Annotated in this window: 12 protein-coding genes; 8 read left to right on the top strand and 4 right to left on the bottom strand. The window is 32.8% G+C overall.

Annotated features, from left to right (window positions below):
• The first annotated feature begins 24 nt into the window (after nt 1-24).
• Nucleotides 25-1251, top strand: a complete 1227-nt coding sequence (gene odhB, locus VRU49_RS01755) for a 2-oxoglutarate dehydrogenase complex dihydrolipoyllysine-residue succinyltransferase (protein WP_330145050.1) — start codon at nt 25-27, stop codon at nt 1249-1251.
• A 95-nt stretch (nt 1252-1346) separates the two neighbouring features.
• On the opposite strand, the gene VRU49_RS01750 is transcribed toward odhB, so the two are convergent.
• The 3 genes from VRU49_RS01750 to VRU49_RS01740 all read right to left on the bottom strand — a co-directional run bounded on the left by VRU49_RS01750 (nt 1347) and on the right by VRU49_RS01740 (nt 5228).
• Nucleotides 1347-2660, bottom strand: coding sequence for an alpha/beta fold hydrolase (locus tag VRU49_RS01750; protein WP_330145049.1), 1314 nt, complete (start codon nt 2658-2660; stop codon nt 1347-1349).
• 116 nt (nt 2661-2776) lie between these two features.
• A complete protein-coding gene (locus VRU49_RS01745) occupies nt 2777-3499 on the bottom strand; it encodes a head GIN domain-containing protein (RefSeq protein ID WP_330145048.1) in 723 nt (240 codons plus the stop codon).
• Nucleotides 3500-3566: 67 nt separating this feature from the next.
• Nucleotides 3567-5228, bottom strand: a complete 1662-nt coding sequence (locus tag VRU49_RS01740) for a M1 family metallopeptidase (protein ID WP_330145047.1) — start codon at nt 5226-5228, stop codon at nt 3567-3569.
• 260 nt (nt 5229-5488) lie between these two features.
• On the opposite strand from VRU49_RS01740, the gene lpdA reads away from it, so the two are divergent.
• The 6 genes from lpdA (at nt 5489) to VRU49_RS01710 (ending at nt 10277) form a co-directional block, all read left to right on the top strand.
• Entirely contained in the window at nt 5489-6895 is a 1407-nt protein-coding gene (lpdA, locus tag VRU49_RS01735; RefSeq protein ID WP_330145046.1) for a dihydrolipoyl dehydrogenase, read from the top strand.
• Nucleotides 6896-7046: 151 nt separating this feature from the next.
• Entirely contained in the window at nt 7047-8066 is a 1020-nt protein-coding gene (gene murB / locus VRU49_RS01730) for a UDP-N-acetylmuramate dehydrogenase (RefSeq protein ID WP_330145045.1), read from the top strand.
• 142 nt (nt 8067-8208) lie between these two features.
• Nucleotides 8209-8733 carry an RNA polymerase sigma factor gene (locus tag VRU49_RS01725; RefSeq protein ID WP_330145044.1) on the top strand — a complete coding sequence of 175 codons (525 nt, stop codon included), beginning with the start codon at nt 8209-8211 and terminating at the stop codon, nt 8731-8733.
• 104 nt (nt 8734-8837) lie between these two features.
• Nucleotides 8838-9446, top strand: a complete 609-nt coding sequence (locus tag VRU49_RS01720; protein ID WP_330145043.1) for a lycopene cyclase domain-containing protein — start codon at nt 8838-8840, stop codon at nt 9444-9446.
• Between the two features lie 2 nt (nt 9447-9448).
• On the top strand, nt 9449-9688 hold the full coding sequence (locus VRU49_RS01715; protein WP_330145042.1) for a cytochrome b5 domain-containing protein: 240 nt from the start codon (nt 9449-9451) through the stop codon (nt 9686-9688).
• An 88-nt stretch (nt 9689-9776) separates the two neighbouring features.
• Nucleotides 9777-10277, top strand: a complete 501-nt coding sequence (locus VRU49_RS01710) for a DinB family protein (RefSeq protein ID WP_330145041.1) — start codon at nt 9777-9779, stop codon at nt 10275-10277.
• Between the two features lie 82 nt (nt 10278-10359).
• On the opposite strand, the gene VRU49_RS01705 is transcribed toward VRU49_RS01710, so the two are convergent.
• Nucleotides 10360-10749 (bottom strand): iron chaperone, encoded by a 390-nt coding sequence (locus VRU49_RS01705; protein ID WP_330145040.1) that lies wholly within the window; start codon nt 10747-10749, stop codon nt 10360-10362.
• Between the two features lie 112 nt (nt 10750-10861).
• Here VRU49_RS01705 and VRU49_RS01700 point away from each other — a divergent pair, with 112 nt between their 5' ends.
• A complete protein-coding gene (locus tag VRU49_RS01700) occupies nt 10862-11365 on the top strand; it encodes a GNAT family N-acetyltransferase (protein WP_330145039.1) in 504 nt (167 codons plus the stop codon).
• Nucleotides 11366-12154: the final 789 nt, after the last annotated feature.

The raw sequence follows: 12154 nt of genomic DNA, 5'->3' as shown, positions 1-12154 counted from the left end.
ATATTGATCAAAAAATAACACTTTATGAGTTTAGAAATTAAAGTCCCGCCAGTAGGTGAATCAATTACAGAAGTAACGCTTTCTAGATGGATAAAAAACGATGGCGATTATGTAGAGATGGACGAGGTAATTGCTGAGTTAGAATCGGATAAAGCTACATTTGAATTAACTGCTGAACAAGCGGGTGTTTTAAAGGTAGTAGCTGCTGAAGGAGATACTTTGCCAATTGGAGCAGTGGTATGTTCGATAGAAGCTTCGGAAAAACCAGAGAGTTCTAAACCAGATCAAGTTAAAGGTATTGAAACTCCTGCAACGCCTGCAAGTGATGCTTCTCAAACCCAAGTAAAGGATAGTGGTTATGCTGAAGGTACTCCATCACCAGCTGCTGCTAAAATTTTAGCTGAGAAAAATATCTCTGCAGCAGATGTTAAAGGTACAGGCGTTGGTGGAAGAATCACAAAAGATGATGCTAATAAAGCAGAGGCTTCAAAACCTGCTGCAGCTGCTTCAAAACCAGAGCCTGCAAAATCTACACCAGTAGTTCCTGGTTCGAGAAATGAACGTAGAGAGAAAATGTCTCCTTTACGTAAAACAGTTGCTAAAAGATTAGTTGCAGTTAAAAATGAGACGGCAATGCTTACTACATTTAATGAAGTAAACATGAAGCCTATCATGGACTTACGTTCAAAATATAAAGATCAATTTAAAGAAAAGCATGGTGTTGGTTTAGGCTTTATGAGTTTCTTTACTAAGGCAGTTTGTGAAGCCCTTAAAGATTTCCCAGCAGTAAATGCTAGAATTGAGGCTGAAGAAATTGTTTATAATGATTTTGCAGATATCTCTATTGCAGTTTCTGCGCCAAAAGGATTAGTTGTTCCAGTAATAAGAAATGCAGAGTCTATGAGTTTAGCTCAAATTGAAGCTGCTGTTGGTGTTTTAGCTGGAAAAGCTAGAGACAATAAATTAACACTTGATGAAATGTCTGGTGGTACATTTACCATTACAAATGGTGGTGTTTTTGGATCAATGATGTCAACTCCTATTATTAACGCGCCTCAATCAGCAATATTAGGAATGCATAATATTGTTGAAAGACCGGTTGCAGAAAAAGGTGAAGTGGTTATTCGTCCGATGATGTATCTTGCATTATCATACGATCATAGAATTATTGATGGACGTGAATCTGTTGGATTCTTAGTTAGAGTAAAACAATTATTAGAAGATCCAGCTAGATTGCTATTAGGTGTCTAATACTTATTAGAATATAAAGCAAAAGCCCCGAAATTTTCGGGGCTTTTTGCTTTTAGACTGTTGCTAAATTTAAAAACTTAGCTTTTATGCTGTCTTTATTTTTCTAAAATCCAATTTGCTAGATCCTTGATGTATTGCTCAGATACGTTTCCTGGAACCTGGTATTGTTGAGGAGTACCTTTCTCTTTTTGAGGCATAAAGAAATGATCTAAATCAGGATACAATTTAGCAGTTGCATTTTTTCTACCTGTAATTGTTTTTTGCCAGAGATTGAAATCAGTTTCAGAAACCTGAAAATCCATTCCGCCTTGAGCAACAAAAACTCTAGGTTTTGGCATACCTTTTAATAAGTTAATTTGATTCATGCTGTTTAAGTCAACCCAATAAGAAGCAGGCAATCCAACTAATAATGAATCTGGTTTAATATTACCTAAAGTTTTTATTTTAGAGGGCTCTAAAAATTTAACAATTTCATCAAATCGTTCATTAGAGTTAACTGTGGTGTCTTTAGATAAGTTTAGAAAATATTTATTTTGATCTAAAATAACATCTGTTAAAGTTCTCGCTGGACCAGCAGCAATTATTAATCCAGCTAAATCAGGAACTGAACTTGCAATTCTAGGTGCTAACATACCACCCAAACTATGTCCATACAAATACACTTTTTTAGGATTTACACCTTGCATTTTTTTAGCTAATGCTAAAGCAGTAAGTGCATCTTCAATTGTTTCTTCCTTAACTGTAATAGCCCCATTTAGATCATAAATCATACTTCTTTTTACATATCTTATGGTAGCAACTCCTTGTGTAGCTAAACCAGCTGAAATATCTTTAAATGACTTATTAGGGCCTACGGTTTGATCCATGTCTGATGGACCAGATCCATGAACTAAAACAACAACTGGAAAATTTTGAGCGTTTTTAGGATAGGTAAACTTGCCTACTAACTTATATTGTTTAGTTTCAATAAATACCTCTTTCTCGCTAAATTTAGTTGTATCAGCATAAGTAGGAAGTTTATATTCTATTGTTTCTGTTTTTGGAGCCAAAAATATCCCTACTAATTTTTGCGATTTATTATAAACCATTAAAATATTTTGGGAAGAATTTGAAAAGGAAACTTCTACAATTACTCTAAATAGATCCCCTTCATTAGAGCTTTTTACTAAATCCACAGATTTGTATTCACCGTAAGCAGTTTTTAATTGTGACCAAAGTGAATTTAAACTTTCTGGAGTAATTTTTTCCTTAGCTGTTAAGTCAAAAAATCCCTGTGCTTCTTCATAATTTCCTTTTTCTAAAGTTTCGAAGAAATTCTGAGAAGTACTAATAAGCTCAAAAATATTCTGCGCTTGAATAGTTAAAGTGGTACTAAAAAATAGAATAGTTGCTATTAAAAATTTTTTCATTAATGATAATTTATAGAATATTAAAGGTAGTGATTTATCAATACTTAAAATTTAAAATATGTTAAATAAACGAAAAAAGTCAACCTAAGGTTGACTTTTTTCAAAGAATTTATAATTTAATTTTTCTGGATTACTTTTCCGGATCCAGAATTAACAGAAGTTATTTTTGGACTTCCTGCGTAGTATATTTTTCCGGATCCATTAATTACAGATTTTAGTGACTTGTTTACTTTAACATTGATATTTCCAGAACCTGAAATTGAAGCTGATGAAGATTCAGTTGAAAAATCTGAGCCTAAAAATACGCCCGAACCCGAAATACTAAAATTTGCAGAATCCACATTTCCAGAACATTTAATTTTCCCTGATCCATTGATGGCACCAGAGAAATGTTTAAAAGATCCTTTTAATTCTATATTTCCAGATCCATTTAGAGACGTTGTAAAGTTTTGAGTGTTGATGTTATCATCAACACGAATTAATCCAGATCCATTTAGGACAATAGTATTAATTGATTTAGCCGTTACATATATATTTAACCTTGTCCCATTGAAATTTTTGTTCCAAAATTTTTGGTCTTTAGGTTTAATAATTAAACTTTGGTTTTCTACAACGGTTTTTAAATTCGAAATGGCAGTAGGGTCTCCCTCAATTTTAATTTTTTCTACATTTCCAATCTTTACAAACACATTGAAATTCCCGCTTACTGCTATACTTTTAAAATCTTTTATATTTCTTTCTTCGGTAATAGCCGAATATTTTATTTCAACAATATCGCCAGCCCTTGATGTTTGAGCGATAAATGCAATAAACAGCGTGTAAATAAGTAATTTTTTCATAGTAATAGTTGTTTTGGTTGATGTTACTAATTAGACAAAAAAAATCTTTAAAAGTTGCATCACCAATCTATTTCTTTACTACCTTTTTAGGAATTACATAATAATTTGGGTTCAACTTAAACTGATTAATGTCCGTATTTGCATCAATCGACATAGATTGCCATTCATTACTAGGCTTTAAATGTTGATAGTCTTTACCATTAAATGTAAACGCTATAGGCAAATTAAAGTCTTTAACATCTGTTACCCACCTATAATTCAATACTTGATTTATAAACTCATATTCAAATACAGGTAATCTGGCATTTCTTAAGTATTGATTGAAGAATTTGGTTAAATCGAGCCCGCTTTTATTAGCTATATAATTTTCAATTTCTTTGGAGGTAACCGAAGTGTGTTTATAAGTATGGTTAAGTCCATGTAATAGTTGTCTGAACTTCTCATCATCAACCATTAGCTCGCGTATCATATGAATTATATTTGCCCCTTTAGCGTACCTATCCTTACTGCCAACTTGGTTAGCGTCGTACCTGCCAATTATTGGTTCAATATTTTTGATAGATGGCCTTAATCCATATAAATAGGTGTTTCCTGCCTCTTTACCTTGAGTAAATTCTGCAAATAAAACCTCAGCATAAGTAGAAAATCCGTCTTTAATCCAGTTATCTGCTACATCTTTTGCTGTTATACTATTTCCAAACCATTCATTTGCGCCATTCTGAACTAAAATGTAATCCCAATCTAAACCAATTCCTGTTCCGGAAAGGTCAATGCCTAAATATCCTTTTTTAAATTGGTTTCCATACGCATTAGCAGATTGATATTCGGCACCAACAAATGGCGATTGAACAATTTTATATCCATCTTTATACCATGGGAATGGACCTAACCAAAACTCTAAAGCCGTAAGCATTCTTGGAACTTCATAATCCCAGTGTTTTTTTGCAGTAATTGAGTCCTCTTTTAGCGACCAAAAATCTAGATTTAATTTTCCTTGTAAGCTTTTATAAGATTCAGACCAATTCGCATAACTTCCTATATAAAATGTTGTATTATGACTATTAATGGATTCATTAACTAGCCAATTATACTTTTTTAATCCGCCACTCAATAGTTCTGTACTTTTTAATATTCCATTAGAAATTGCCTTTAGATTAGCAGGGATGGTTATGCTGACAAGCGTACTATCTGCTTTATCATTTTGGAGATCTTTTGTTGGCCACCAAATGCTACCGCCTAAATCATCAGTTGATATTGAAACAAAATGGTTTCCTTCATTGTCCTTACTGAAAATCATTCCTCCGTCCCATGGTGGGTTTCTAGCGATTTTTGGAGCGCCTTCATATATCACAGTAAATTTCTCTTTGCTTCCTTTTTTAATCACCTTCGGGAAAGAAATAAAAACGGCATCACCTTCGCGAGAAAAAGACAAATTATTGTTTTCAAATGTAATTCTTCCAATTTTTAGATTTTTCGATAAATCGAACTGAATTCTAGTTAAATCTTCTAATGCCGTAAAACTAAATTGTGAACTACCGGCAATAAGCTGCTTTTCTAAATTTAAATTAATATCAAGATGATAATAATTCACATCATAATTTGCTTTTAATGGAGTTAATTTGCCTTTAATGGCATAAGATTTTAATTCAGTAGCTGAAATATAAGGCGTTTGCGCATTACTTTTTAAAACAAATAAAGCGCAGAAGAATACGTAGAAAAAAAACTTCATGTGGTGTTTATATAATACACGTTTATATTTTAAAAATAAACATCATAAAACGTGTGATTAGTTTTTAAATTAATTGTAAATATCTGTATTCTTTTGAATTGTTTTCCAATAACTTCACTCAAAAATGGGATGAATAGGGTATTTTTTTCTTATGATAAATTTCTGAAAAGAAAATATTACGAAATATAAAACTTAATCGGTTGCTAGACATTGGCAAAATAAACTCATTTTAATTAACTTTGATTAAATTTTTAAATAATATGGAATACGATGTTGTAGTAATTGGCTCTGGTCCTGGTGGGTATGTTGGAGCTATAAGATGTGCTCAATTAGGCTTAAAAACCGCAGTAGTAGAAAAATATAAAACTTTTGGAGGTACTTGCCTAAATGTAGGATGTATTCCTTCTAAAGCATTACTCGACTCTTCAGAACACTATCACAATGCGGCACATACATTTGTAACCCATGGTATTGAATTAAAAGGTTTAAAAGCCAACATGAGTCAAATGATTGCTCGTAAAGACGATGTAGTTGCTCAGAATACTGCAGGAATTCAATATTTATTTAAGAAAAATAAGGTTGATACTTATCAAGGACATGCTTCATTTTTAGACAAAAATACAATTGAAGTAAATAAAGAAGACGGAAGTAAAGAGGTATTAAAAGCTAAAAATGTAATTATAGCTACTGGATCTAAACCTACAGCATTGCCATTTTTACCTGTCGATAAAAAACGTATCATCACATCTACAGAAGCATTAAACTTAAAAGAAGTTCCTACTTCAATGATTGTTATTGGGGGCGGAGTAATTGGCTTAGAATTAGGTTCTGTTTATGCAAGATTAGGTACTAAAGTGAGTGTCGTAGAATTTATGCCATCTATTATTGGTACTATGGATGCTGGTTTAGGTAAAGAATTACAAAGAGTTCTTAAAAAATCTCTAGGAATGGAGTTCTTTATGGGTCATAAAGTAACTGGTGCTGAGAATAAAGGTAAGAAAGTAGTTGTTTCTGCTCAAAACAGCAAGGGAGAGCCTATCACATTAGAGGGGGATTATTGTATTGTTGCTGTTGGTAGAACTGCTTATACTGAGAACCTTGGTCTAGAAAAAATTGGAATTAAAACAGAAGAAAGAGGTAATAAAATCCCTGTAAATAACCATCTTGAAACTAGTGTTTCTGGTATTTACGCTATTGGTGATGTGGTTCGTGGAGCCATGTTGGCGCATAAAGCAGAAGATGAAGGAATTTATGTTGCTGAATATATTGCAGGTCAAAAACCACATATAAATTATAATTTAATTCCAGGCGTAGTTTATACTTGGCCAGAAGTAGCTTCGGTAGGCGCAACTGAAGAGCAATTGAAAGAAAGTGGAGTAAAATATAAAACAGGATCATTTCCATTTAAAGCAAGCGGAAGAGCAAAAGCAAGTATGGACACAGATGGTTTCATAAAAGTATTAGCCGATGCAAATACGGATGAAATTTTAGGTGTTCACATGATTGGTCCAAGAGCAGCAGATATGATTGCAGAAGCTGTTGTGGCTATGGAATTTAGAGCTTCAGCAGAAGACATTGCTCGTATTTGTCATGCACACCCAACTTTTACAGAAGCTTTAAAAGAAGCGGCAATGGCGGCGACAGAGAATCGTGCTATTCACATATAATTTTGATAAGAATATATAAAAGCCTCGAATTTTCGGGGCTTTTTTTTTGCGCCAACCCAGTTATTGTATTTTTCTTTTATGAAAATAATTTCTGTGCTCAGTGTTATTAATATATTTTTGTTGTTTAAGCATTAATAATAGGATTTAAAGAATGGAAGTTGAAATTTTAAATGATTACTCATTAAAGGCACATAATACTTTTGGTATAGATGTCAATACAAAATATTTTACCTCAATAAAAAGTGAAGATCAGCTCCCTCTTTTAATAGAAACACCTATTTACGAAAATGCTAAAATTTTAATATTGGGTAGTGGAAGCAATATATTATTCACTAAAAAATTTGAAGGATTAGTAATTAAAAACGATATACAAGGAATACATGAAGAGGTAATAGGGGATGATGTGTTTATTACTGTAGGTGGGGGGATGATTTGGAATGATTTTGTACAATATTGCGTAAAGAATTCTTATGGTGGAGTAGAAAATTTAAGTTTAATACCTGGTACAGTTGGCGCTTCGCCAGTTCAAAACATCGGAGCCTATGGTGTCGAAATTAGTGATGTATTATTTTCTTGTAAAGCATTTGATTTTAAAACGGGTTTATTCTACGAATTCACAAATGAAGAATGTGAATTTGGTTATAGAGACTCAATCTTTAAAAATAAAGCAAAAGGCAGGTATATGATTGTATCTGTTACTTATAAATTAACCAAGCAGCCAGTTTTTAAAATATCTTATGGAGCAATTCGTGAAGAATTAGATAGAATGGGTATAGAAACCCCTACTATAAAAGCAATTTCGGATGCAGTTTCTACAATTCGAGTTAATAAATTACCTGATCCATCTACCATTGGAAATGCAGGTAGCTTCTTTAAGAATCCTATAATTTCGAAAATTGAGTTTGATGAATTGATCTTCAAATTTCCAGAAATGGTACATTATCCAGCCGGGAATGCATCTTATAAAATTGCAGCCGGATGGTTAATTGAGCAAGCTGGATTTAAAGGAATAAAAATTGGTGAGTCAGGGACTTGGAAAAATCAAGCCTTGGTTTTGGTAAACTACGGAAACGCTTCGGGTGTAGAACTGTATAATTTTTCAGAAAGAATTATAGAAGAAGTGCAAATAAAGTTTAATATAAAATTGGAACGAGAAGTGAATATATTTTAACTATTTGCCTCAGGGGCTGTAAACCAAGATTTTGCGTTAATTTTTTGTTAAGTCATTTTTTTGGCATCATGGTTGTAATATCACTAGTGTAATTAAGCGCTACTATTTTTAAGTGCAATTGTAGAACTAAACACTAAAGATTATGACTAAGTTAGAATTTAATCAAGAACTTCATCAGCATGCTGTTTCATTGAGATCATTTGCGTTAAATTTTACTAAAGATTCAGAAGACGCTAATGATTTAGTACAGGATACGATGTTAAAAGCTGTTACTTATTATAGTAAGTTTAAAGAAGGTACAAACCTAAAAGGATGGTTGTTTACCATTATGAGAAATACTTTTATAAATAATTATAGAAGATTAGTAAAAACAAATACTTTAATAACGCAGTCAGACGATATATCTTCCGCAAATTTACATTTTAGTGCAAGTTCAAATAAAGCCGAAGGGAAATTTGTTTTAGCAGATATTCAGAAAGCATTATCTACCTTACAAGCAGAATATCATGACCCATTTATGTACTATTTTGAAGGGTATAAATATCATGAAATTGCAGATATGCTAAATATTCCTATCGGAACTGTAAAGACCCGCATTCATGTAGCTCGAAATATTCTTAAAAAATATTTAAAAACTTATTCTAAGGATTTACCAAGTCAGAATTAAGATGTTAAAACTATAAATTAGGCACTTTTTAAATAAAAAGTGCTTTTTTTTGCCCTTAAATTTATTAAACTATATTAAAATCTTAATTTTGATGAAATTAGAATATGTTAAATATAGTTTTTACCGCTCGGAACATTTTCCTAGCTTCTTTCATGGCCACCTTTATGTTGACTTTGTTCAACTATGCGTTAATAGATAATGATATATTATCTTATCAAGTAAATGCATTCGGAAGCAATAGTTTCCAAGGCCAACCTGTGGTTGCTCCATTGTTTATGTTTTTAATGTTTTTTGCTGCGCTATATTTTTATATATTCTTAAATAAAAAATATTTTCATAATACATTAGAAAAATACTCCTTCGCTGTAAGTAATATATTATTAGGGCTTTGTATTGCAGTAGGCTTTTTTGCCAATGCCAGACCATTTACTTTACTAACTTTTGTGTTGTTATTTCTTTGTTTAATCGCTATTGAATACATCAATAAAATAAGATTTATGGGGAAATTTTACAGGTTGTTTTTGGCGTTTTTAATGCCTTTTTGGTTAATCAATTTCGTTTTAATTTCACAAAAAACGATGGTTTTTAATCCAGAAATGCGTGTTCAACTAAATATTGGTCCAGTGCCTGTAGAGAATTTGTTTATCTGGTTTATATTTTCTTTAGTCGCAGTATATTTTTTCGAACGATTGGAAGCCCCTAAAAGAGCCTAAATATGGATTTGCCAATATATTCCAAACAACAATTGGCACTTAGAAATGGCCAAGATAAACCTTCGGTTTGGGTGGCTTATAAGGGCATAATTTACGATGTTACGAAAAGTAGGTTATGGGAAACAGGTAAGCATTATGAGCATTGGGCTGGTCAAGATTTGACTGATGAATTAAAAGATGCTCCACATACGGCAACTGTTTTCGAAAAGTTTGATAAAATAGGGGTTTTAAAAACCTTATGATTGCGAAAAATATAAACTAAAAATTTTAGCTTATATTTGTTTATTTGCCAATATTATTAGTATATTTAATCCATTAAATTTTTGAACTATGTATAGAAATATTAACGACTTTATAAATGATTGGGCTTTAGAAGTAGAAAGTACTGTTAAAGTGTTTTCGGCTATTAATGACGAAGCAAGTCATAAAAAAGTGCATCCTGATGTGAGAACTTTAATGCGCCAAGCTTGGCATCTGACAGAAACATTGCCAGAAATGGGGTTAAAAGCTGGCTTATTTACTGAGAATTTATTAGAAGGCAAACCTGAGCCCGAAAATATGGCATCTCTAATAGAAATTTATAAAAACTATGCGAATCAGTTAGTAAAGGCTGCTCATTCTAAGTGGACGGATTCTGTATTAGAAGAAACGATAGAGATGTACGGTGATTCTTGGACAAAAGGAAAGACATTACAGGTGTTTATTTTGCATCAAGCGCATCATAGAGGTCAGATGACAGTTGTTATGCGCTTATTGGGATTAGCTGTTCCTGGAGTTTATGGGCCATCTAAGGAGGATTGGATGAGTTATGGAATGGAAGTGCCAGTATAACCTAATCTGGTATATCACTTTTTAATATTAAACACTTGTGAAAGATTCTCTTGATAATATAATATTTGTTTAAGGGAATCTTTCATTTTTTCGCGTTTATAATTTTTCTTTTTTTCTGTTGGTTTTTTTCAATCATTACCTGTTTTCTAAAAACTATTATATCCTCAATTAGCGTTATTGGTAATGGGATGGAGTGTGGTAGCTGAATAGACCCTATGCCTGTTTTATAATTAACGAGCGCATCCTTAAATTGTATTAAGGCTTCAGATCCAGGGTAGAGCCCTATGTGGTGTTCATATGCAGCGAAGTGTAATAAATTGCCATGAAATACAAAAGTTGGCATGCCGTATTTTATAGCTTCCTCAGCTTCTGGCACTAAATTTTTTATAAGTAATCTTAATTTTTCTAACCTTTCTTGAATAGGATATGGGTATTGGTTGATATAGGTATCAATATCTTTAATTGCTCTCATAAGATGTAGCGTTAATGAATCGTTAATTAAATTTAATAAGTTTTGAGGTTAGTAGTTGTGTGTATTTTAAATTTTTTAATTGATAATCAGTAAATTAACTTAATTTGCGTATATGGTTATCCGATTAGCTACTTTAAATGATATTTCGGGAATTATGGATTTGGTAAAATGCGTAGTTCCATTGATGCAGGCATCTGGTAATTTTCAATGGGATGAAGACTATCCGAATCCAGAAGTTTTTTCTAATGATATTTCCTTAAACCAACTTTGGGTAGTGGAGATAGATGGAATAATTTCAGGCGTGTCCGCTATTACAAAAGATCAAGATCCTGAATACGCAGATGTAGGGTGGGACATTACAGAATCTGCCATAGTAACACATCGATTGGCTGTAAACCCGGCTTTTCAGGGAAGGGGAATCGCTAAAGCTTTAATGCAGCAAGCAGAACATGTGGCTAAAGAACAAAACATAATTAAATTAAGGGTTGATACTAACACCAAAAATGTAGCTACACAGGCCTTGTTTCCAAAATTGGGATATTTGTTAAGTGGGGAAATAAGTTTGGCCAAAAGACCTGGATTAAGATTTTATTGCTATGAAAAGATTTTGTCTTGAAAATGTTTAGGTGAATTTGAAGGTCTTTCTTTTGGCAACTTAATGTAGAATATCATTTCAAATTGAAATCCAATGCAGCTGTACCTCTGACTCATCTTTCTGAAGCGTAATCTTCCTGACTCGTCCTCCTGGAGCGGAATACAATGTAGCGATAGGATCTCATTGATTAGTTCATCAGATCCTATCGGCCACTTTTCGCTTCGCTCTAAGTTGCGCCTCCAGGATGACAGACCTCGGTTAATCCAAAAATGACCCACTCGACCCGTCCTCCTGGAGTGTAATCCCCCATGATTTGTCCTCCTGGAGCGGAATGCAATGCAGCGATAGGATCTCATGGATTAATTTATTTTATCCTGAGGCTGAAATAAATGGAATGAAGGATTTATCGAATATCTTTAGTTGCGCTCAAAGTTGAGACATCATAATTGCCCGACTGGGAATTGGCCCTAATGCAGAATGTAAAATGTAGATATAAAAGAGCATAAAAAAAGTCATCGCTAAAAATTAGGGATGACTTTAAAATTGCTCCCGATCCCGAAGCATCGGGACGAACCAGCGATAGAAAATTAATTCAACAAAACTTAACTCTAACCAGCTTAGGAAATACTGTTGTTAATATTTCATGCTCAATTATTTTTTTAATAAAAGTTTTACTTTTCTACTTTTTTATAAAGTTTTCGATTGTAATGGCATCTGATTTTGAGTTTCCACAACAAAACAAAGCTTTTAATTTCCAAGGTCTATGTTTATGGGTATAGGTTAGTTTAGCGCCAAAATTATGTTGAAATA

Source organism: Pedobacter flavus, from assembly GCF_036324285.1.
Lineage (GTDB): Bacteria > Bacteroidota > Bacteroidia > Sphingobacteriales > Sphingobacteriaceae > Pedobacter > Pedobacter flavus.
This window is presented reverse-complemented; position numbering and strand designations above follow the sequence as displayed.

Excerpts from the sequence above, each read along its gene's own strand:
- VRU49_RS01740 (WP_330145047.1), bottom strand. The coding sequence starts at position 5,228 with ATGAAGTTTTTTTTCTACGTATTCTTCTGCGCTTTATTTGTTTTAAAA.
- VRU49_RS01725 (WP_330145044.1), top strand. The coding sequence starts at position 8,209 with ATGACTAAGTTAGAATTTAATCAAGAACTTCATCAGCATGCTGTTTCA.
- VRU49_RS01745 (WP_330145048.1), bottom strand. The coding sequence starts at position 3,499 with ATGAAAAAATTACTTATTTACACGCTGTTTATTGCATTTATCGCTCAA.
- VRU49_RS01720 (WP_330145043.1), top strand. The coding sequence starts at position 8,838 with ATGTTAAATATAGTTTTTACCGCTCGGAACATTTTCCTAGCTTCTTTC.
- VRU49_RS01710 (WP_330145041.1), top strand. The coding sequence starts at position 9,777 with ATGTATAGAAATATTAACGACTTTATAAATGATTGGGCTTTAGAAGTA.
- murB (WP_330145045.1), top strand. The coding sequence starts at position 7,047 with ATGGAAGTTGAAATTTTAAATGATTACTCATTAAAGGCACATAATACT.
- odhB (WP_330145050.1), top strand. The coding sequence starts at position 25 with ATGAGTTTAGAAATTAAAGTCCCGCCAGTAGGTGAATCAATTACAGAA.
- VRU49_RS01705 (WP_330145040.1), bottom strand. The coding sequence starts at position 10,749 with ATGAGAGCAATTAAAGATATTGATACCTATATCAACCAATACCCATAT.
- VRU49_RS01715 (WP_330145042.1), top strand. The coding sequence starts at position 9,449 with ATGGATTTGCCAATATATTCCAAACAACAATTGGCACTTAGAAATGGC.
- lpdA (WP_330145046.1), top strand. The coding sequence starts at position 5,489 with ATGGAATACGATGTTGTAGTAATTGGCTCTGGTCCTGGTGGGTATGTT.
- VRU49_RS01700 (WP_330145039.1), top strand. The coding sequence starts at position 10,862 with ATGGTTATCCGATTAGCTACTTTAAATGATATTTCGGGAATTATGGAT.
- VRU49_RS01750 (WP_330145049.1), bottom strand. The coding sequence starts at position 2,660 with ATGAAAAAATTTTTAATAGCAACTATTCTATTTTTTAGTACCACTTTA.